This window comes from Humidesulfovibrio sp., from assembly GCF_035560995.1.
Classification (GTDB): domain Bacteria; phylum Desulfobacterota; class Desulfovibrionia; order Desulfovibrionales; family Desulfovibrionaceae; genus Humidesulfovibrio.
In genome coordinates, this window is the sequence record NZ_DATMYK010000186.1 from 36037 (window position 1) to 58106 (window position 22070).

At 67.5% G+C, this 22070-nt stretch carries 15 protein-coding genes; 6 read left to right on the forward strand and 9 right to left on the reverse strand.

Translation table 11 applies throughout. The annotated features are described in order from the left end of the window. Positions 1–48 precede the first annotated feature (48 nt). Positions 49–1170 (reverse strand): BMP family ABC transporter substrate-binding protein, encoded by a 1122-nt coding sequence (locus VN419_RS07320; RefSeq protein WP_325646002.1) that lies wholly within the window; start codon positions 1168–1170, stop codon positions 49–51. 353 nt (positions 1171–1523) lie between these two features. Between VN419_RS07320 and VN419_RS07325 the strand changes: the two genes are divergently transcribed. The 4 genes from VN419_RS07325 to VN419_RS07340 are packed head-to-tail and all read left to right on the forward strand — an operon-like array spanning position 1524 to position 7561. Continuing rightward, the gene (locus VN419_RS07325) at positions 1524–2420 is read left to right on the forward strand and encodes an ABC transporter substrate-binding protein (protein ID WP_325646004.1); all 897 of its coding nucleotides are present in this window, start codon (positions 1524–1526) and stop codon (positions 2418–2420) included. Positions 2421–2456: 36 nt separating this feature from the next. Beyond that, entirely contained in the window at positions 2457–5153 is a 2697-nt protein-coding gene (locus VN419_RS07330; RefSeq protein ID WP_325646006.1) for a PAS domain-containing protein, read from the forward strand. 18 nt (positions 5154–5171) lie between these two features. After that, positions 5172–6386 (forward strand): response regulator, encoded by a 1215-nt coding sequence (locus VN419_RS07335; protein WP_325646008.1) that lies wholly within the window; start codon positions 5172–5174, stop codon positions 6384–6386. Beyond that, positions 6383–7561 (forward strand): HD domain-containing phosphohydrolase, encoded by a 1179-nt coding sequence (locus VN419_RS07340; RefSeq protein ID WP_325646010.1) that lies wholly within the window; start codon positions 6383–6385, stop codon positions 7559–7561. Before VN419_RS07335 ends, VN419_RS07340 begins: the two co-directional genes overlap by 4 nt. On the opposite strand, the gene VN419_RS07345 is transcribed toward VN419_RS07340, so the two are convergent. The 8 genes from VN419_RS07345 to VN419_RS07380 all read right to left on the reverse strand — a co-directional run bounded on the left by VN419_RS07345 (position 7558) and on the right by VN419_RS07380 (position 19649). Next, complete coding sequence (locus VN419_RS07345; protein ID WP_325646012.1) at positions 7558–8670, reverse strand: ABC transporter permease; 1113 nt, start codon at positions 8668–8670, stop codon at positions 7558–7560. The two genes, VN419_RS07340 and VN419_RS07345, sit on opposite strands and share 4 nt — an antisense overlap. Further along, on the reverse strand, positions 8667–9794 hold the full coding sequence (locus VN419_RS07350; protein WP_325646014.1) for an ABC transporter permease: 1128 nt from the start codon (positions 9792–9794) through the stop codon (positions 8667–8669). Before VN419_RS07350 ends, VN419_RS07345 begins: the two co-directional genes overlap by 4 nt. Beyond that, complete coding sequence (locus tag VN419_RS07355; protein ID WP_325646016.1) at positions 9791–11734, reverse strand: ATP-binding cassette domain-containing protein; 1944 nt, start codon at positions 11732–11734, stop codon at positions 9791–9793. Before VN419_RS07355 ends, VN419_RS07350 begins: the two co-directional genes overlap by 4 nt. Continuing rightward, positions 11731–12837: a secretion protein HlyD gene (gene hlyD, locus VN419_RS07360; RefSeq protein ID WP_325646018.1), complete on the reverse strand. Its 1107-nt coding sequence runs from the start codon at positions 12835–12837 to the stop codon at positions 11731–11733. The genes VN419_RS07355 and hlyD overlap by 4 nt, the downstream gene beginning before the upstream one ends. Beyond that, positions 12834–13526 (reverse strand): CerR family C-terminal domain-containing protein, encoded by a 693-nt coding sequence (locus VN419_RS07365; protein ID WP_325646020.1) that lies wholly within the window; start codon positions 13524–13526, stop codon positions 12834–12836. Before VN419_RS07365 ends, hlyD begins: the two co-directional genes overlap by 4 nt. Before the next feature lie 199 nt (positions 13527–13725). After that, positions 13726–15129 carry an HD-GYP domain-containing protein gene (locus VN419_RS07370; RefSeq protein WP_325646022.1) on the reverse strand — a complete coding sequence of 468 codons (1404 nt, stop codon included), beginning with the start codon at positions 15127–15129 and terminating at the stop codon, positions 13726–13728. A 37-nt stretch (positions 15130–15166) separates the two neighbouring features. Continuing rightward, positions 15167–18337 (reverse strand): multidrug efflux RND transporter permease subunit, encoded by a 3171-nt coding sequence (locus tag VN419_RS07375; protein WP_325646024.1) that lies wholly within the window; start codon positions 18335–18337, stop codon positions 15167–15169. A gap of 103 nt (positions 18338–18440) precedes the next feature. Next, entirely contained in the window at positions 18441–19649 is a 1209-nt protein-coding gene (locus VN419_RS07380) for an efflux RND transporter periplasmic adaptor subunit (protein WP_325646027.1), read from the reverse strand. Positions 19650–20014: 365 nt separating this feature from the next. Here VN419_RS07380 and VN419_RS07385 point away from each other — a divergent pair, with 365 nt between their 5' ends. Beyond that, positions 20015–20209 carry a hypothetical protein gene (locus tag VN419_RS07385; RefSeq protein ID WP_325646029.1) on the forward strand — a complete coding sequence of 65 codons (195 nt, stop codon included), beginning with the start codon at positions 20015–20017 and terminating at the stop codon, positions 20207–20209. Positions 20210–20292: 83 nt separating this feature from the next. Further along, positions 20293–21933: a glutamate synthase-related protein gene (locus tag VN419_RS07390; RefSeq protein ID WP_325646031.1), complete on the forward strand. Its 1641-nt coding sequence runs from the start codon at positions 20293–20295 to the stop codon at positions 21931–21933. The last annotated feature ends 137 nt before the right edge of the window (positions 21934–22070 follow it).

Below are 22070 nucleotides of genomic sequence, written 5' to 3' on the forward strand. Positions count from 1 at the left end.
GGACCAGGTCGCCCCGGTCCCCCTTTACGGTTGTTCGGAACAGCGGGGCTACTCCGGCAGCTTGCCGGAAACGCCCTTGACGAACCAGCGCATGGACAGAAGTTCCTTGTCCGTGGCCTTCTCGCCCTTTCTGACGCGCTCGGCCCCGGCCTGGTCCACGATGGGCCCGGCGAAGCTCATGTCCTCGCCCTTGGCCATGCGGGCCTTGAGGGCCAGGACCTTGTCGGCCACGGCCTTGGGCACGGCCTTGCCGAAGGGCGCCAGGCCCACGCTCCCGGCCTCGAAGCCGGTGAACATCTGGTCGTTCCTCCAGGTTCCGGCCAGCACCTTCTTCACCACGTCCACGTACACCGCGCCCCACTCGAAGGTGGTGGAGGTGAGCACGCAGGCCGCGCCGTATTTTGCGGCGCTGACGCCGTAGCCCACGGCGGGCACGCCCTTGGCGCAGGCGGCCTTGGAGGAATCGGAGGTGTCGGCCATCTGGCGGATCAGGTCGTGCTTCTTGGCGGCCAGCACCTCGGCCAGGGTGGTCTCGTTCACGGCGTCGCGCCAGGCCTTGAGCCAGACGATGGTGTTCAGCTTGTCCGCGTCGTACTTGGCCTTGCTCTCGTCCAGCCCGCGCTTCAGTCCCAGGGTGAAGGCGTTGATGCCGCGCACCACCTCCGGAATGGGCTGGGTGGCCACGGTGCCCACGTTCTTATAGCCCATAAGCCCGGCCGCGTAGCCCGCCAGATACTCGCCCTGCTCAATGCGCACCATGTAGGTGCCCATGTTGGGCCGGGTCTTGAAGCCCGCGCAGTGCATGAACTTCACGTTGGGGAACTCTCCGGCCACCTTGTACATGGGCTCCATGTGGGTGAAGGTGGTGCCGAAGATCAGGTCGTAGCCCTGGCGCGCGTAGTTGCGGATGATGCGCTCGGCATCGGCCGGGGACAGGGCGTTCTCGGTGTAGGAGACCTCCACCTGGTCGCCCAGCTGTTTCTTCAGGTGCTCGATGCCCTCGTGGTGGGAGGTGGTCCAGCCCTGGTCGTTGATGGTCTCGAGCAGGACGAAGGCCACGCGCAGCTTCTTGCCCCCGGCCGGGGCGGCCTGAGCCACACCGGCGGCGAGCAGGAGACAGGCCAGGGCGGCCAGCGGCAACAGGAAGGCGAACGATTTATTCAAGCGCATGGGGCTCCTCCATCGTATTCGAGCATCACGCTCGAGCGGCACATTGGGCATGGTTCTTGGCATCGGCCTGACAGCGGGCGCGCCGCCTGCGGCCGCCGCTTTCCACGGCGAATTGTCATAACGCACCTGGCTCGGCGGAGACAAGCCCTTCTTCGGCCCCCTCCCCGCCCCGGTTCCAAGGGGCTGGCGTGAAGCCGCGGAGCCAAAGCAGTGCTACGTAGAGTTTTTATGCATATGCCGCAGGCAGGGTCTTGCGCCGTGTTCCTTCGTTGCGCTACAGTGCCATACAAAGGGTGCCCGTGGGCCCGTCCTGCCGGACAGCGCGGCACGACGCCGGCCCGAAGGAGTGTGCGATGCCCGCGACTGTCAAACGTGCCCGGACCGCCTTGGTCCTGTGCCTGGCCTTGGCCCTGTGCGGCAGCGCGGCCTTCGCCTCCCCGCGCGACCTGGCCGAAGTGAAGTCCAGCGGGGTGCTGCGCCATCTGGGCATCGCCTACGCAAACTTCATCACCGGCCAGGGCGACGGCCTGGATGTGGACCTCATGCGGCTGTTCGCCCGGCACCTGGGCGTGCATTATGTGTATGTGCCCACGGACTGGGACACCCTGTTCCCGGACCTCACGGGCCGGAAGCACCGCACCAAGGGCGCGGACGTGGAGCTGCTGGGCGAGGCCCCGGTCAAGGGCGACGTCATCGCCAGCGGGCTTACCGTGCTGCCCTGGCGGCAGAAGCTGGTGGACTTCTCCCGGCCCACCTTCCCCACCCAGGTGTGGCTGGTGGTCAAGGCCGAATCCAAAGTAACGCCCATCGCCCCCAGCGGCGACATAAAGAAGGACATCGACCTGACGCGGGGCAAGCTGCGCGGGCTTTCGCTGCTGTGCAAAAGCGGCACCTGCCTCGACCCGGCCCTGTTCAACCTGGAACCCACGGGCGCGAAACCCCGGCTCTTCCCCGGCAGCCTGAACGACCTGGCTCCGGCGCTGATACTCAAGGGCGAGACCGACGCCACCCTGCTGGACGTGCCCGACGCCCTGGTGGCCCTGCAGAAGTACCCTGGCAAAATCAAGATCATCGGCCCCATGAGCGACACCCAGGACATGGCCGTGGCCTTCGCCAAGCAGTCGCCCCGCCTGCGCGAGGAATTCGACCGCTTCTTCGCCGCGCTGCAGCAAAGCGGCGAATACGACCGCATGATCAAACGCTACTACCCCTTTGTGACCACGTATTTCCCGAAGTACTTCAGCAAGTAGCACGGCGCCAGACGCCGGAGCCGGGGGGAAGCGCATTTGAACGCCACGGGATTCGAGCAACGCGCCGCCACGTTCCTGCGGCCGCGGCTTCTGCTGCCGGCGGCGGGGCTGCTGCTCTCCTGCCTCATCCTGGCCATGCTCTGGTCCGCCCACGCCTCGTCCGTGGCGCGGGAGCGCGAGGTGACCCTGCGCATGGAGGAGGACGTGCGCGGCGCGGCCGCCACCCTGGGTTATTTTTTCTACGAGCGCGACAACGACATGCGCATCGCCTCCGACAACCGCCAGCTGCTGACCTATTTCGAGAACAAGGCCCTGGGCATGTCCGAGGAGTACGGCCTGCTGGCCAGCCGCCTGTCCATCGAGGAGCACTTGGCCAAGCTGGTCCAGGACCGGCGCGTCGGCGGCGAGCCCATCTATTCCGCCCTGGCCCTGGTGGACCGCGAGGGAGCCGTCATCGGCGAAAGCCGCGCCGGGCCGCATACCGCAAAAGAGAGCCCCTGGCGGAAATTCCTGCCCGAAAGCGAACCGCATAAGCCGCTGTTCGCCGTCGACTACGAGGCGCAGCAACCGGGCATCGTGCTCCGCCAGCCCGTGAACCTGGGCGGACAAGTGGTGGGACACATCCTCGCCCGCATTCCCCTTGAGCGGGTGCTGCCGCTCCTGGTGCGCTCGCCGGAGGCCGGCGTGCACCTGTATTGCGTCACCGAGGGCCCCCGCCTGGCCGCAACGCTTCACGGCGTCTTCGATCCCGCCCTGCCCGGGCGGCTGGTCGAACCCGGGCCGGGCAGGCCCGTTTCCAGCCAGCGGGTGCGCGCCATGGACGATGGAGAGAAGGCCGAGCATCTGGCCATCTGGGCCAGCGTGCCGCAAACGCCGCTGCGGGTGCTCAGCCTGGTGAACGTGCGGGAGCTGCTGGGCGCGGTCTCGCCCTGGCTCATCACCGGCGTTTCCGCACTATTGTGCGCCTTCACTCTGGCCGCCTTGTGGCTGGCCTGGCGGGCCAATTCCGCCCAGCTGGTGCTCGGCGCCCGGCTGGAGGAAAAGACCCAGGCCGAGCGCACCATCCGCCAGAAGGCCAGCGAACTGGAACAGCTGCTGGACAGCCTGCCCGGCGACGCCTTTTTCAAGGACGCCAAGGGCCGCTACATAACAGGCAACGCCAGCCTGTGCGCCCTGGTGGGGCTGACCCGCGAGGAACTCTCCGGCAAGACCGACCATGAGCTTTTTCCCGCCGGGCTGGCGGACAAATACGTGGCCGACGACGCGCGCATTCTCGAGGGCGGGCTGGAGCGGCTGGAGACCGAGGATCAGGTGCCGAGCCTCCAGGGCCTCCGGGACGTGCTGACCCGCAAGGTGGCCGTGCACAACGCCGAGGGCGCGGTCATAGGGCTCATCGGCCTGGGCTACGACATCACCGAAAAGAAACGCGTGGAGCGCGAGCTGCAAGCCGCCTACGCCGAGATGGAACGGCGCGTGGAGCAGCGCACCGAGCAGCTGGCCTACGCCAACACCCTGCTCCAGACCGAGATAGCCGAACGTAAACAGGCCCACAGGGAGGCGAACCTCGTGCTCTCCGCCGTGTCCGCCCTGCTGGTCGGGGTCGACATGCAGGGCCGCGTGAGCAAGTGGAACCAGGCCGCCAGCGAGATCTTCCAGCTTGCCGAGGAGGACAGCCTGGGGCGCGAGTTCGCCAGCCTGCCCCTGCCCTGGGAATGGGACCGCGTGCTGGAAGGACTGGCCCAGTGCAGCCTGGAGCGCCAGACCGTGAAGATCAACAACCTCTGGTACGAACGGGCCGACGGCAAGGAAGGCTTCCTCTTCGTGGGCCTGAGCCCCATCCTGGACGAGGGCGGCGGGCTGAAGGGCGTGCTCGTCCTCGGCACGGACATCACCGACTTCAAGGTGCTGGAGGCCCAGCTGAGCCAGGCCCAGAAGCTGGAGTCCATCGGCCAGCTGGCGGCGGGCATCGCCCACGAGATCAACACCCCCACGCAGTACGTGGGCGATACCATCAGCTTCCTGCGCGACGCCAACGCGGACATTCTGGCCGTCATGGACCGGGTGGCGGAACTTGCCGCCACGCCCGATGCGGGCTGCGGGGCAGAAGCCCTGCAAGACCTGGCCGACAAGCTGGAGGACATCGAGTATCCCTTCCTGCGCGAGGAAATGCCGCTCTCCTTCAGCCGCGCCAAGGACGGCATCCAACGCGTCAGCGGCATCGTGCGGGCCATGCGCAGCTTCTCCCACCCCGGCCAGGGCGAGAAAAAAGGCGTGGACCTGAACGAGGCCCTCATGAACACCATCACGGTCTCGCGCAACGAGTGGAAATACGTGGCCGACATGGAGACCGACCTGGATCCGCAGCTGCCCCAGGTCATCTGCCTGCCCGCGGAGATGAACCAGGTGTTTCTGAACATCGTGGTCAACGCGGCCCACGCGGTGGAGGAAGCCGTGCGCGGCACGGCAAGAAAAGGCGTCATCCGCATCGCCACGGCCCAGGAGGAAGGCGGCGTGCGCATCTCCATCTCCGATACGGGCGCGGGCATCCCGGAGGCCGTGCGCGGCAAGATCTTCGATCCGTTCTTCACCACCAAGGAGGTGGGCAAGGGCACCGGCCAGGGCCTCACCCTGGCCTACGACATCGTGGTCAACAAACACGGCGGCAGCATCAGCTTCGATACCGAGCACGGGCGCGGCACCACCTTCCACATCCACCTTCCCCTGGGCTGGTAGCCCGGAACAAGGCGCAAAATGACCAAGCCGCAGATACTTTTCGTGGACGACGAACAGCACGTGCTGGACAGCCTGCGCCTGCTGCTGCGCCCGCAGCGTGCGCAATGGGACATGACCTTCGTGCTTGGCGGGCAGGCAGCCCTGACCCTGCTGGAAAAGCGGGGCTTCGACGTGGTGGTGACGGACATGCGCATGCCCGGCGTGGACGGGGCCCAGCTGCTGGCCAAAGTTGCGGAGGACTGGCCGGAAGCCGTGCGCATGGTGCTTTCCGGCTATTCCGAGCAGGCCAGCGTGATGCGCACCGTGCGCCTGGCGCACCAGTACCTGAGCAAGCCCTGCCCGCAGGAGGAACTCAAAGACGCCATCGCCAAGGCCCTCAGTCTGCGGGGGCTCATCGGCAGCGCCAGCCTCAAGCGGCTCATCTGCCGCCTCGATGCCCTGCCGAGCATGCCGCCCCTGTACCGGCAGCTCATGGGCGAGCTGAACAGCGACAACGGCTCCCTCAAACGCGTGGGCGACATCGTCAGCCAGGACACAGGCATGAGCTCAAGCCTCCTGCGCCTGGTCAACTCCTCCTTCTTCGGCCTGGCCGCCCACGTCTCCAGCGTGCACCACGCGGTGAAGCTCCTCGGCATGGAGACCATCCGCGTGCTGGTGCTCTCCATCGAGCTCTTTTCCAGCCCGGCCAGCCTTCCACTGCCGCAGCCCCTGCGCGAGAGCCTGGGCGCCCACAGCCTGCGCACGGCCTGCTTCTGCCGGGCCATGGCCGAGGCAGAGCGCGCCGACGCGGCCACCCGCGACGACTGCTTCATCGCCGGGCTGCTGCACGACCTGGGCAAACTGGTGCTGGGCAGCGTTCTGGGGCAGGAGTACGCGGCCGTGCTGGCCGAGGCGCAGCGCCAGGACCGCCCGGTCCACCTCGCGGAGCGCGAGGCCTTCGGCGCCACCCACGCGGAAGCCGGAGCCTACCTGCTCAGCCTCTGGGGCTTCAAGGATTCCATCACCGAGGCCGTGTGCCTGCACCACGAGCCGGAGAGCCTGGCCTGCGACAGTGTTTCGGTCCGCTCGGCCGTGGCCGTGGCCAACCACTTCGACCATGGCCTGCCCCAGACGGAGCTGTGCCGCGACGGCTGCGGCGAAATGCAGACGAACCTGACCAGGGAGGAATACGCCTCCCGGCTGCGCGAGTGGCGCAGCCACTGTGAAATCGCCCGCGACAAGGAGGGCCGATGACCAAGAAGATTCTGTTTGTGGATGACGAGGCCGCGCTTTTGGACAGCTTCCGCGTGATGCTGCGCAGACATTTCGACGTGTACACGGCCCTGGGCCCTGTGCAGGGCCTCAAGGCCATCCAGAGCACGGACAGCTACGCCGTGGTGGTCTCCGACCTCAAGATGCCCAGCATGGACGGCATCACCTTCCTGGGCCGCGTGCGCGAACTCTCGCCGGACACGGTGCGCATCATGCTCACCGGCTTCGCCGACGTGGAGGTGGCCATGAGCGCGGTAAACGAGGGCCAGGTGTTCCGCTTCCTCACCAAGCCCTGCAGCCAGGAGACCATGAGCAAGGCCCTGGAGGCCGGGCTGGAGCAGCACCGCTTGGTTCTGGCCGAGCGTGAACTGCTGCGCGGCACCCTGCGCGGCAGCATCCAGGTCCTCACCGAGGCCCTCAGCCTGGCCAACCCGGAAGCATACGGCCGGGCCAACCGCATCAAGCTCCTCACCCGCAGGCTGGCCAAGGCGGCGGATATTCCCGTCACCTGGGAGCTGGACCTTGCGGCCATGCTCTCGCACATCGGCTGCATGGCCCTGCCGCGCACCGTGCTGGAGAAGATCGCCAGCGGCCAGGACCTGACGCCGGAGGAACGCGCCCTGTACGACAGCCATCCCACGGTGGGCGCGGGGCTTCTGGAGCACATTCCCCGCCTGGAGCGCGTGGCCGAAATCATCGGCCGCCAGCACGAGCGCCACGACGACTGCGCCTGCCCGGGCAAGCACCGCGCGGCGCGCATGCTCAAGCTGGCCACGGACTACGACCTTTTGGAGAGCCGGGGCATGGCTCCGGCGGACATTCTGAACAGCATGGCCGCCGACGCCAGCTGCTACGATCCGGTGCTGTTCCAGGCCCTGGCGCAGTCGGTGGGCCAGGAGTCGGACTACGCCCTGCGCCGGGTGATGCTCGACGAACTGGCCGAGGGCATGGTGCTGGAGGAAGGCATCGTGTCCGAGCAGGGGCTGCTGCTTTTGGCCAAGGGCACGGAGATCACCGCCCCGGCCATCCAGCGCATGCGCCAGTCGGCCCTGTCCTTCCATGTGGTGGAGCCGGTGACCGTACGCGTGCCCCTGCCCAACGCGCCAAATGCGGCGGGCGCGGCGGGCGCGGCCCCTGCGGCGAAAACGGCCCCCTAGCCCAGGCCCTTGCGGAAGAACCAGCCCGCCAGGGCCAGGGTCACGACGGCGATGGCCAGAAGCGGCCAGATGGTGTCGAGCACCGTCAAAAGCGGCATGCCCTTGAGCATGATGCCGCGCACGGCCACCAGAAAGTGCCGCAGGGGATTGGCCAGGGACAGGATCTGCAACAGCTTCGGCATGGTCTCGATGGGCGTGGCGAAGCCGGACAGGAGCGTGGCGGGCATCATGAAGGTGAAGGTGCCCAGAATGGCCTGCTGCTGCGTGTTGCACAGGGACGAGATGAACAGGCCGAAGCCCACCACGGAGAACAGATAGAGCACCATGGTCAGGGCCAGCACCCACAGCGAGCCCACGCAGGGAATGCCGAAGGCCAGGATGGCCACGGTGACGATGAGCACGCTCTCCACCACGCCAAGGATCATGGCCGGAAGCGTCTTGCCCGCCAATATCTCCCCCGGCGAAAGGGGCGAGACCAGCAGCTGGTCGAAGGTGCCCAGCTCCCGCTCCCGCGCCACGGAAAGCGCGGTGACGATGAGCGCCACCACCATGGTCAGCATGCCGATGAGATTCGGCACCGTGAACCACAGATAGTCCAGGTTCGGGTTGAACCAGTTGCGCGCCACCAGGGTGGCCGGGGGCGGGTCCATGCCGTAGTGCGCCACCAGGTCGCGGTTGTACTGCTCAACTATCCGCTGGGCATAGCCCTGCACGATCTGCGCGGCGTTGCTGCGGCGGCCGTCGAGCAACAGCTGCGCGCTGGCCGGGCGGCCCGCGGCCACATTGCGGGAGAAGCTCTCGTCGATGACCAGCACGGCCATGGCCTTCTCGTCCTCCAGCACCGGGGCCACGTCCTCCTGCCCACGCAGGGGAAACACCCGGGTGAACGAGGGCGAGCCCCGGAAGCGCTGGGCCAGCTCCACCGCCGCCTTGCCGCCGTCCTTGTCCAGCAGGGCCAGCTCGATGTTCTTGACCTCCAGCGTGGCCGCGAAGGCAAAGATGGTCAGCTGCAACAGCGGCGGCAGGATGAGCACCGTGCGGCTCTTGCGGTCGCGCAGCACGGCCAGCAGTTCCTTGATGACAAGGGCCTTCACCCGTGCGCCGTTCATGCCACCTTCCTCGCCGCGTTCTTGAGGGTAAGGCCCAGCAGCACGGCCGCGATGACCGCCATGCCCGCCATGTTCGGCAGAAGCAGCGCCCAGGCGTCGCCCGCCAGGAACAAAGTCTTGAGGCAGGACACGTAATAGCGCGCGGCGATGGCGCGGGACAGAATCTGGATGGGCCAGGGCATGCCCGAGGGCTCGAACACGTAGCCGGACAGGAAATACGCGGGCAAAAAGGCCGCCAGGATGGAGGCCTGGGAGGCCACGAACTGGTTGCGGGCTATGGACGAGATGAACAGTCCGAGGCCCAGGGCCGAGAGCAGGAACACAGCGGACACGGCCACCAAGGCCAGGATGCTGCCCCGGAAGGGCACGCCGAAGAGCAGGAGGGTGATGCCCAGGCAGATGAACATGGCCGCCATACCCAGCAGAAAATACGGCACCAGCTTGCCGAGCAGCATCTCAAAGGGGCTGACGGGCGTGGCCAGCATGGCCTCCATGGTGCCGCGCTCCCATTCGCGGGCCACCACCAGCGCGGTCAAAAGCGCGCCGATGAGCGTGAGGTTGATGGCCATGCCGCCGGGCAGCAGGCTGTTCAGGCTCACCAGCTCCTGATTGAACCAGGTGCGGGGGATGAGCGTTACGGGCTGCTGGAACTCCGCGCCCTTGCCTTCGGCGCGCACGGCCATCCAGGAAAGCCACACGCCCTGCGCGTAGTTTTGCAGGAACTGCGCGGTGTTGGGCTCGGAGCCGTCGGCAATGACCTGGAAGGGCACGCTCTCGCTGGCGCGGGCCAGGTCGCGGCTGAAGGTCTGCGGAATGACCACGATGCCGCGCACGCGGCCCGAGGTCATGGCGTCGGCGAACTCGCGCCGGTCGTGGCCCACGCGGACCTCGAAATACTTGGTGGCCATGAACGAGGCCGCCAGGTCCTGGGCCTCCGGGGAGCCGTCCTCCAGCACCAGGCCGATGCGCACGTGGTCGATGTCCAGGTTGGTGGAGTAGCCCGAAAGAAGCGTCAGGAAAATCGGCAAGATGAAGCCGATGAGGATGGAGGACGGATCGCGCACGATCTGCAGGCCCTCCTTGACCATGATGGCCACAAGCCGCCGCGCCGCCGGGGAACTCATGCCGCCCTCCCCTTTTCCGCCGCGCCCGAAATCGCCGCGCCCGAAATCGCCGCATTGGCCGCTGCAGTGGCCTCGTCGTCCTTCTCCACCAGGGTCACGAAGGCGTCCTCCAGGGTCGGATCGGCAAGCGCGTCCGTGCGCACCCCGTCCTTCAGGTCGTCGGGCGAGCCGAGGGCGATGACGCGCCCCCGGTACACAAGGGCGATGCGGTCGCAGTACTCGGCCTCGTCCATGAAGTGCGTGGTCACCATCACCGTCACGCCGCGCTCCACCATGCCGTTGATGTGCGTCCAGAACTCGCGCCGGGTGATGGGGTCCACGCCGCTGGTGGGCTCGTCGAGGAAGAGCACGGCGGGCTCGTGCATCACCGCGCAGGCCAGGGCCAGCCGCTGCTTGAAGCCCAGCGGCAGCTCGTCGGCCGAGGCGGACAGGTGCGGCGAAAGCCCGAAGGTCTCGATCATGCCCTCCACGGCGTTCTTGCGCACGGCCCCTTCCAGCCCGTACACGCCGGAGAAGAAATCCAGGTTCTGCCGCACGGAAAGGGTGCCGTAGAGGGAGAACTTCTGCGCCATGTAGCCGATGCGCTCGCGCGCGGCGCCACGGCTCTTGCCCAGCACCAGCCCGTCCACCAGGGCCTGCCCGGCCGTGGGCTTCAGCAGCCCGCACATCATCTTGAAGGTGGTGGACTTGCCCGCGCCGTTCGGGCCCAGCAGGCCGAAGATCTCGCCCTGGCGGATGGCGAAGGTGATGTCCTGCGCGGCGGTGAAGTCGCCGAAGCGCTTGGTCAGGCCCCGCGCCTCCACCACGCTGCCCGCGTTGGCCGGCTTGTTCCGCATGCGCGCTGCCAGGGGGGACACGCCTCCCGGCCCGCCGCCCAGGATGTCCAGAAAGGCGTCTTCGAAGCGCGGCGGCACGGTGACGAGTTCGGCCTGCTCCCCGGCGCGCATGGCGGCAAGGTCCGGCTGGGCCGCGCCCGGGCCCAGCACCAGGCGCACGTAGCGGCCCTGGATCACGCCGTCGATGATTCCCGGCAGGCCCAGGGCCCGGCGCAGCACGCCGCGCCGCCCCCGGCCCTCGTGCTCGGCGCCCGCACCGGCTGCCGCGTTCACTGCCCCCGGCGCCGCGCCGTCCGCCGTGCCCGAAGCCCCATCAAAGCTCAGCCCGCGCACCTGCACCACGCGCCCGGCCACGCGGCCCGTCAGCTCCGCAGGCTTGCCGGAGAACAGCAGCCGCCCGCCGGACAGCAGCAGCACCTCGTCGCAGCCCTCGGCCTCGTCCAGGTACGAGGTGCTCCAGACCACGCCGATGCCGTCGTCGGCCAGTTCGCGCACCATGCGCCACAGCTCGCGCCGGGAAATGGGGTCCACGCCCACGCTGGGCTCGTCGAGGAGCAGCAGCTCCGGCCGCTTGATCATAGCGCAGGCCAGGCCCAGTTTCTGTTTCATGCCGCCGGAAAGCCGCCCGGCCAGCCGCTTGGTGAAGGGGGCCAGGCCGGTGAAGCCCAGCAGGCGGTCAAAGGTCGCCGCGCGCTCCGCCCCGGGCAGGCCGCGCACCTCGGCGTACAGGCGCAGGTTCTCGGCCACGGAGAGGTCCTCGTACAGGCCGAACTTCTGGGGCATGTAGCCGATGCGCTCGTGCAGCTCCCGCGCCTGCGCGGCCGGGTCGAGGCCCAGCACCGAGAGTGCGCCCTGCGTGGCGTCGAGCAGCCCGGCCATGAGACGGATGAAGGTGGTCTTGCCCGCGCCGTCCGGCCCCACAAGACCGGTGATGCAGCCCGGCCGCACGCTGGCGCTGACGCCGTCCAGGGCTGGCGGGGCGTCCTTGCTTGCCCCGGCGTAGCGCATGACGAGGTCCTGGGCCTTGATGAGGGCCCGGACTTCCGCCCAAGCAGTCAGGCCCGCCGAAGCGGCCTGCCCGGCGCTGCCGGAAGCGGCGTTCATTGGGCGCTGCCCTTTGCCGCTGCCGCATTGGCCGCTGCGTTGGCTGTGGCATTGCCCGCCGCATTGCTTACAGTAGTGTCGGGAGCGCTTGCCGCCGCAGGGGCCGGGGCCTTGGCCGCACCGGCTGGCGCGGCCTTCACCGTCACGGGCATACCCTGGCGGATGCACTCGTCCGGGTCGTCCACCACGATGCGCAGGCGGTACACCAAGTCCGTGCGCAGGGCCTCGGTCTCCACGTTCTTGGGCGTGAACTCCGCCACCGGGGAAATGAAGCCGATGGTGCCGGAATAGGGCTTGTCCGGGCGGCTGTCGGTGTAGATCCTGACCGGCATGCCGAGATGAATCTTGCCCAGCGCGGGCTCCGGCACGTAGGCTCGCACCCACACGGGCTTGTTGAGCGAGACCACGAGCACCACGGCCCCGGCCGAGGCCATGGCGCCGGGCTCACGCACGCGGGACAGCACGCGGCCGTCGCTGGGGGCGATGATCTCCGTGTCCGCCAGATCGGTCATGGCCGCGGCCATGCTGGCCTCTGCGGCGCGCAGGGTTGCCTCGGCCCCGGCCACTTCCTCGCTGCGGAAGCCGGAGGCCTGGAGTTGCAGGCCCTTGCGGGCGCTCTGCAACTGGGCCAGCAGGGAATCGCGGCTGGCCACGGCGTCGTCGCGCTCCTGGGCGGAGATGGCTCCGCTCTTCAACAGCTCCTCGCGTCTGCGGGCCACGCGCGCGGCGTTCTCCACCTGGGCCTCCATCTGCGCCACCATGGCCCGGGCCTGGGCCACTTCCTCCGAGCGGTAGCCCGCGTGGAACTTGGCCATGTTGGCGGCGGCCACGTCGCGGTCGCCCGCGGCCTTGGCCAGGGCGTCGCGGTAGCGCTGGGCGTCCAGCACGGCCAGCACGTCGCCCGCCTTCACCGCGTCGCCCTCGTCCACGCGCACCTCGGCCAGGCGCCCCGGCACCCGGAACGAAAGCTCCACCTCGCGGATGTCCACGTTGCCGTAAAGCTTCAGCTCCCGGTCCCCGCCGCCGCGCAGGCGCAGCACGCCCAAGACGATGCCGACGGCCGCCAGCACCGCCAGCCCGATCACAATTCGCTTTCTGTTCATCTGCCGCCCTCCGCCTGGCCCGTTTCAGGCGCGCAGCCCGCCACGATGGCCTCAACCTGCTCTATGCACAGCCTGGTGATGCACTCCAAATGCTCATCGGTCAGTCTGTCGCCGCCCACTACCCGCAAAATTCCGCTCATGCCCACCCGGAAAATCACCAGCTGGCCCATTACCGACAGGGCGCGCAGCCGCAGTTCCAAAGAATCCTGGCGGTTCAGCAGCCTGCCCAGAAGGGTGGTCCACACCCCGTGCACCTTGGCGAAAAAGCCGTCGTGAAACAGGGTGAAGGCCGCCGTGGGCGCTATCTGCTCCTGCATCATGATCTGGCTGAAGGAACGCGATTCCGGGCTGCCGAGCATCACCGAGACCAGGGTGCGCACCAGGAAGCGCATGGACTCCAGCAGTTCCTCCCGCGTGGAGGAGGGATTGCCGCAGGTGGCCACGACGCAGAGCATGCCCGGCCCGATCTCCGTGAGCTTGGCTTCTATGCCCTGCTCCATGACGGCCCTGTACAGGCCTTCCTTGCCGCCGAAGTGGTACAGGATGCCGGACAGGTTCACCCCGGCCTCCTGGGCCAGGGCGCGGGTGCTGGTGGCGTCGAAACCATGCAGGCCGAAGAGCTTCGTCCCGGCCTCGATGAGCTTCTTGCGCGTTTCTTTGTCCGCGTTCTTGGGTGGTTGACGCTTCATTAGTCCTCCATTGGCGCGCGCGCCGTCCCCAGACTGCAATTCATTCGTTCGAATGAATTAATACGCAGACACAGGAACGTCAAGCCCCGGCAAGGAGATTCGTTGCCGTACGCGCGGGCAGAAAAATGTGCACCGAAACCAGGGGTGGCCGCTGCGGCCCAAGCTGCTTCGAGCAGGCCGGAAGAACCGGACAGAATGCTCAGGAAGGCTTGGCCGGAGTCTCCGCCCCTGCCTTGCGGCCGGAGACCAGTTCCTCCATGCCTTCCATCATGGTCTCGATGTCGCCGATGAAGTAGGTCTGAAAGATCTGGCGCAGGGTCTCGTGCAGTTCGTCGTCCCCGCAGCCCGCCACGGAGTCGTACAGCCCGCGCGCGATGCGCCGGAAGACGTCGAACACCGCCGGATCGAAGTGGGTGCCGCGCTCCAGCTCCAGCAGGCGCATGGCCTCCTCAAAGGCGTAGGGCTCCTTGTAGGGCCTGCGCGAGGTCAGGGCGTCGAACACGTCGGCCAAGGCGAACACGCGCGCCCCAAGGGGGATGTCCGTCCCGGCGAGGCCGTGATCATAGCCGTTGCCGTCGTAGCGCTCGTGGTGGCCGCTGATGACCGGAAGCGCGTCGGACAGCCAACTGGCCTGGGCCACGATGTCGCGGCCGTGCTGCACGTGGGTCTGCATCACGCGGTATTCGCCGTCGGTGAGTCCGCCGGGCTTCAGCAGCACCGCGTCGCGGATGCCGATCTTGCCCACGTCGTGCAGCATGCCGCCCTTGACCAGGGAACGGATGGCCGCGCCAGGCAGTTCCAGGGCCTCGGCCAGCCGCACGGTGTAGATGGTGACGCGGTAGTTGTGGCGGTCGGTGTCGCTGTCGCGCTTGGCGATGGCGCTGCCCAGCACGCGCAGGGTCTCCAGGTTGGCCTCCTGCAAATGCACGGAAAGCCGCGTGACGCGCCGCAGAAGCCGGATGATGACGGGATAGAGCAGAAGCGAGGTGGCCAGCACCACCAGAACCACCAGGCCCACGGTGCCGAGCATGCTCTTGCGGATGTTGTCCTGCACCAGCTGGGACACGGCGTACACGCTCTCGCCGTAGGCGGCCACCTGGCCCCGGCTGTTGACCAGGGAAACGGCCAGGTGCACGTGGGGCTTGCCGCCGATGAGCACCAGGGACCGGCTTTGCACGGCCTGCCCCGGACGGAAGACATAGCCGTGCGCGCTCAGGTACTGGGCCACCTGGGCGGCCAGGGCGTAACTGGTGGCGGAGCGCTGGGCCACCACCTTGGAGTCCGCGTCCAGAATGCGCGCAGACGCGGTGAAGCCGAGCGACGGCCGGCGCAAGCCGCCGCTGAGCGAGTCCAGCGCGGCCTGCACCGCCTTGGCGTCCAGCCTTCCCGGCGCGTCCAGCTGCGGCAGGATGAGCTCGCGGAAGTCCTCCGCCCCGCTCATGGAGCTTTCAAGGATGGCCTCGTCGTAGTTCGCGTAGAGCTGAACATACGTCGCCCCGGCGAACAGCGCGCAGATCAACGCCGTCATGCCCAGAAGCCTCCAGACGAGCAGGCGGTGCAGCGAGGCCACAAGCCTCTTGCGCGAGGGTTGAACAACGGTCATGCCGCGAATCTCCTTCTTCCCCGGGGCGGCTGCGCCCTTATTGAACGTGGGGCCCTTCTTCGCCCGTGCCGTCGGCATTCGCCGGAGCGGCCCCCTTCTTGCCGAGGCGCTCCGTGAAGCCCTGGATGGAGCTGTACAGCACCGGGATGAGCAGCACGCCGATGGCCGCGGCGCAGAGCATGCCGCCGAACACCGCCGTGCCCATGGTGTTGCGCGCGGCCGCGCCCGCCCCGCTGGCCAGGGCCAGGGGCACAACGCCCAGGATGAAGGCGAAGCTGGTCATGAGGATGGGCCGGAAGCGCGCCAGGGCACCTTCCACCGCGGCCTCGGCCGTGGGCAGCCCGGCCTCCCGGCGCATCTTGGCGAACTCCACGATGAGGATGGCGTTCTTGGCCGCCAGGCCGATGAGCACCACCAGGCCGATCTGGGCATACACGTTGTTGTCGAAGCCCCGCAGCATCTGGGCCGCCATGGCCCCGAACACGCTGGTGGGAATGGACAGGATGACGGCGAAGGGGATGGTCCAGGACTCGTACTGCGCGGCCAGCACCAGGAAGACCATCAAGAGGCCCATGCCGAAGGCCACCATGGCCTGGGAGCCCGCCTGCTTTTCCTGGAAGGCGATGCCCGTCCACTCCATGCCGTAGCCCTGGGGCAGGGTCTTCCGCACGCTCTGCTCCACCGCCGCCATGAGCTCGCCCGTGCTGTGTCCCGGCGCCGCGCCGGAGGTGAACTCCACCGAGCGGTACAGATTGTAGCGGCGGATGTACTCCGGTCCCTTGATGTGCGTGCCCGTGCCCAGGGTGTTCAGGGGCACCATGGCCCCGGCGGAGTTGCGCACGAAGTAGCGCGCGATGTCCTCCTCCGTGGCGCGGTATTGCGGATCGGCCTGGAGCATGACCTTGTAGGTGCGGCCATACTTGTTGAAGTCGTTCACATACTTTCCGCCGAGCATGATCTGCAGGGTGCTGAACACGTCGTTCAGCACAACGCCCTGGCTCTTCACCTTTTCGCGGTCCACATCGAAGAAGTACTGCGGCACGCCCACGCTGAAATCCGTGAACAGGCCGGCCACGGCCTTGTTCTCGCCCGTGGCCTTCCACAAGAGGCCCATGTTCTTGCCCAGCTCGGCTATGGACTTGCTGGAGCGGTCCTGCATTTCGAACTGATAGCCGCCGGTGCTGCCCATGCCGGGCACCGTGGGCGGCGGAATGCAGATGATGCGGCCCTCGGGCATCTGGGCGAAGGCGGCCTGGGCCCGGCGGATGGCCGCGGCCAAGGAAAGCTCCCTGGTCTGGCGCTCGTCCCAGGGCTTCAGCACCACGAACACGCAGGAGGTGTACGAGCTGTACCCGCCGGTGAGGATATTCAGGCCGCCCAGCACGATGGTGTCGGACACGGCCGGGTCCTTCAGCAGCACGTCCTCCATCTTCTTCACCAGGGCGTTGTTGCGGGTGAGGGAAGACGCCTCGGGCAGGTTCACGGAAACGATGTAATAGCCCATGTCCTCACTGGGCACGAAGCCCGTGGGCAGCACCTTGAGCACGCCGCCGGTGCCGATGACCAGGCCGACCAGTCCCAGGAGCACAATGGCCGACATGCGGATGCCCTTCTTGACCAGCGCCCCGTAACCGCGCGTGAAGGCCTCGAAGCCGCGGTTGAAGGCCGCAAAGAAGCGCGCCAGCAGGCCGGTCTTTTCCGTGGCGGGCCGCAGCAGAATGGAGCACAGGGCCGGGCTCAGGGTCAGGGCGTTCAAGGCGGAAATGCCCACCGAAACCGCCACGGTGACGGCGAACTGCTGGTACAGGCGGCCCGTGGTGCCGCTCATGAAGGCCGAGGGCAGAAACACGCTCATGAGCACGAGGGAAATGGCCACGATGGGCCCGGCCACCTCGGCCATGGCGCGCTTGGTGGCCTCAAGCGGCGGCAGCTTGTCGTGGTCGATCTTGTGCTGCACGGCCTCCACCACCACGATGGCGTCGTCCACCACGATGCCGATGGCCAGCACCATGGCGAAGAGCGTGATGGTGTTGATGGAGAAGCCGAGCAGGGGAAAGGCCGCGAAGGTGCCGATGAGCGCCACGGGCACGGTGATCATGGGGATGAGCGTGGCGCGCCAGTCCTGCAAAAAGATGAACACCACGATGAGCACCAGGATGACGGCCTCGAACAGCGTGTGCAGCACGCTTTCGATGGAGGCGCGCACGAAGCGCGTGGTGTCGAAGGGAATCTTGTACTCCATGCCCTCGGGAAAGGCCTTGGAGCGGTCGGCCATGACGGCGCGCACCTTGTTGGCCAGGTCGATGGCGTTGGCCCCGGGCAGCTGGTAGATGCAGATGGTGGAGGTGGGCTGGGCGTTCAGCCTCGTGTAGCCCCGGTAGCTCTCGCTGCCCAGCTCCACGCGGCCCACGTCCCGCAGGCGCACGATGTTGCCGCCCTGGCCCGCGCGCAGGATGATGTTCCCGAACTCCGCGGGGTCGGCCAGGCGTCCCTTCACCTGCACGGTGATCTGGAAGGGCACGTTGTCCGGCGCGGGCTGCTGGCCCAGTTGGCCGCCGGGGGCCTGCACGTTCTGCTCGGTCAGGGCGTTGGCCACGTCCACGGCCGTAAGCCCGGTCTGGGAAAGCTTGTTCGGATCAAGCCACACGCGCATGCCGTAGGTCAGGTTGGCGGCCAGCGTCACGTTGCCCACGCCGGGAATGCGGCTGATGGCGTCGACGATGTTGATGCGCGCGTAGTTCTCCAAAAACAGCGAGTCGTACATGCCCTTGGGCGAGGTCAGGTTCACCACCAGCACCATGTCGGGCGACTGCTTCATCACCGACACGCCCGCGCGGGTGACGTCGGCGGGCAGGGTGGCCTCGGCCAGCTGCACGCGGTTCTGCACGTCCACCGTGGCCAGCTCCAGGTCGCGGTCGGCCGCGAACGAGATGTTCAGCACCATGCGGCCGTCGTTGCTGCTGACGGAGTTCATGTACAGCATGTCCTGGGCGCCGTTCACCTGCTGCTCGATGGGCGCGGCCACGGTCTCCTCCACCACCTGGGCGCTGGCGCCGTTGTAGCTGGCCACCACCTGCACGGTGGAGGGGGAGATGCGGCTGGGGAACTGCGAAACCGGCAGCACCGCTATGCACAGCGCGCCCACGATGGTGATGATGATGGAGATGACGGCGGAGAAGATGGGACGCTGGATGAAGAAATTGACCATGCCTGGGCTCCCTTGCGTCGGCGCGTGCGCGCGGTGAATGCGGGAGGAACGACGACCGGGGGCTTGGGGCGCTGCCCTCCCCCGGCCGGAATGCTCTGGCGCTCTAGGGCTTGGCTGGCGCTGCGGCGGGCGCGGGTGCAGGCGCGGGCGCCACGGGCGTTCCCGTGCGCACCTTCTGCCAGCCGTCCACGATGACCGCATCGCCCGCGCTCAGGCCCTTCTGCACGATGTAGCCGCCGGCCGTGCGCGCGCCCAGGGTCACCGGGCGGCTCTCGGCCTTGCCGTCCTTGTCCACCACGAACACGAACTTCGCGCCCTGCACGTCGCTCACGGCCTGCTCCGGCACCACGGTGGCGTTGTCCACGGCGCCGAACTCCACGCGCACCTTGGCGAACAGGCCGGGCTTGATGACGCCGTCAGGGTTGGGGAACACCGCGCGCACGGGCAGGGTGCCGGTGGAGGGGTCCACGGCGCGGTCGGCCATGTCGATGCGGCCCGGCTGGGGATACACGGTCTCGTCGGCCAGGATGACGTTGCAGATGAGGGGCTTCAGGCTCTCGCCCCTGGCCTTGGCCTCCACATATTCCCTGGCCACGGCCAGGTAGTCGCGCTCGCTGATGTTGAAGGTCACGGTGAAGGTGTCCGTGGCGGAGATGGTGGCCAGCAGGCTGTTCTGGCCGGGGCCCACCAGGTCGCCCACCTTGAAGTTGCTTTTGCCGATGCGCCCGGCCTGGGGGGCCAGCACCTTGGTGTAGCCCAGATTGGTGCGGGCCTCGCTGGCCGTGGCCGAGGCCGAGGCCACGCTGGCGGCCAGCTGGCGCTCGTTGGTCACCTTGGCGTCGTATTCCTGCTGGCTCACCGCGCCCTGCTTCACCAGGGCCTCGAAGCGCATGCGCTCCTTCTTGGCGTACTCCAGCTGGGCCTTGCCCTGGGCCACGTCGGCGCTGGTGCGCGCCAGGGTGTTTTCCTGCTCCACCGGGTCGATGACAAAGAGCAGATCCCCGGCCTTGACCAGGGAGCCTTCCCTGAAGTTGATTTTCTTGAGGAAGCCGTTGATGCGCGCGCGTAGTTCCACGGTGGACTCGGAATCCGTGCGGCCGGTGAACTCTCCGGAAAGCGGCACGGTTTTGGCCTGGAGCACCACGGTGGAGACCGCCACTGGTTTGGAATCCTGCCCGGCCTTGTCGTCGCCTTTGCCGCAGCCGACAAGCCCAATGGCGAATCCGGCGGCCAACGAAACGGCCAGCAGAAGTTGGAGCGCAGGCGTCAATACCGGGGAAAACAAGAAGGCGGAGCTGAGGCGCTTCGTCATGCTATTCCTCCAGAATGTGCCGCAAGCCCCCGGGCAGGGCCGAGCCAGCGGCCTGATGTGTTTGCGCATTTTGCATATGCCACGGCGGGCGTGTGCGGGCAAGGGATATAGAGCCGCCTGGACCGGCTTGCCCCGAAAATTGTTCGGCGCCCCCGCCCGCCAAAGGCCGGCCAAGCGGGACTCTGTCCCGACAATGGGAAAAAATCCTGCCACAACTCCGCTTTTCACCTTCGGCAAATAGAGCATTCACCTATTTCCCCTGCCACCCCAGGAGGATATCAAACTCGCGGACAGGAGTCTTTCCCGGCGGCCACAGGCCGTGCAAGGCAGCGCCCCGGGGCGAATTTCTGAACTGTGGAGGGGGTATGCCAAGCAACTCGGAATACGCGCGGCGGCAGTTTCGAGCCCAGGCGGACGAGCAGGCGGAGAAGGAACAGCTGCGGCAGGAAGTCGGCGCGTTGCGCAGGAAGGTAAAGGCCCTTGAGGACAAGGTCGCCCGCCTTACCCATGAGATTTCCCGGCGCAAGGTCGTGGTGGAGAACCCGCGCGGCTTCTCCTAGGCGTCAGGCCGGGCGAGGCCGCGGCAGGCCGCGCCCAAGGGCGGGCGGAAGATATTTCGGCTAACATTTGATCGGGAGGGAACATGTCTCAGTGGTCCAAAAGCAATGACGTCCTGAACACCATGAACCGGGGCAACCCGTGCGAATCCGGCCTGTGCACCCTGTGCCGGGCCGACTGCTCCGGCAAGTGCGAAACCTGGTCCTCCAGCCTCAAGGGCAGAAGCCTGCTCTACCCGCGCGATTTCGGCGCCGTCACCGCCGGCAGCGCCAACACCTGCCACGTGGGCGTCAGCTACAATTCCCTGCGCATCCAGGGCTACAACTACGGGGCCGAGGGCCTGGCCAAAGGCGTGTCCTCCTCGCCGGACAACTGCCTGTTCACCAAGGTGGACCTGGAGACGAGCTTCGGCAACGCCGACCCCGTGAAGTGCCGCCTGCCGCTGATGACCGGGGCGCTCGGCTCCACCTTCATCGCCGCCAAGTACTGGGACTCCTTCGCCATCGGCGGGTCGCTCGTGGGCATTCCCGTTGTGGTGGGCGAAAACGTCGTCGGCGTGGACCGCGAGAGCAAGCTCACGGCCAAAAAAATCACCAAGGCCCCGGAGCTGGACCGCCGCGTGGAGACCTACCTGCGCTACAACGACGGCTACGGCGCCATCATCGTGCAGATGAACGTGGAGGACACGCGCAACGGCGTGGCCGAGTACGTCATCGACAAGTACGGCGACAAGGTCTGCCTGGAGCTCAAGTGGGGCCAGGGCGCCAAGAACATCGGCGGCGAAATCGAGGTCACCAGCCTGGATTACGCGCTGTTTCTGAAAAAGCGCGGCTACCTGGTGGACCCGGACCCGGAGGACAAGAAGGTCCAGGAGGCCTTCAAGAGCGGAGCCATCCACGGCTTCGCCCGGCACAGCCGCCTGGGCTATACCGACCTCTCCACCGAGGCCCAGGTGCGCGAGAGCTTCATGGACTCCGTGGCCTACCTGCGCAAGCTGGGCTTCAAGCGCATCTCCCTCAAGACCGGCTCCTACGGCATGGAGGCGCTGGCCATGAGCATCAAGTACGCCAGCGACGCCGGGCTCGACCTCCTGACCATCGACGGCTCCGGCGGCGGCACGGGCATGAGCCCCTGGAACATGATGGAGACCTGGGGCGTGCCGAGCATCCTGCTGCACGCCAAGGCGCGCGAGTACGCGGCGCTGCTGGCCGCGCGCGGCACCAAGGTGGTGGACATGTCCTTCGCCGGCGGCTTCGCCCGGGAGGACCACGTGTTCAAGGCCATGGCCCTGGGCGCGCCCTTCGTGAAGCTCATCTGCATGGGCCGCGCCATCATGATCCCCGGCTTCCTGGGCGCGAACATCGAAGGGGCCCTGCACCCGGAGCGCCGCGCAAAGGTCTTCGGCAACTGGGACAAGCTGCCCAAGACCGTCAGCGACCTGGGCGACTCGCCGGAGCAGATCTTCGCCTGCTACGAGGACGTGAAGAAGAAGGTCGGGGCCAAGGAGATGAAGAACATCCCCTACGGAGCCATCGCCTTCTGCACCCTGGCCGACAAGCTCTCCGCGGGCCTGCAGCAGCTCCTGGCCGGTGCGCGGCGCTTCAAGCTGGCCGAGCTCTGCCGCAACGACATCGCCGCCGCCAACCGCGAAACCGCACGCGAGACGGGCATCGGCTTCATCACCGACGTGCAGGACGAAACCGCCAAAAGGATCCTGGAAGCCTAGTCCCAGCTGGGCCGGACCGGGCTGGCCCCTTCCCCGCCGCAAGGCCGGGAGGGGGCCGGCCCCTGTTCCGGTTTCGACCGGTCCGCGAGTCCGGTCAGGCGGACTTGGCTCGGCCAGGCGGGCGTGCTACCCTGGTG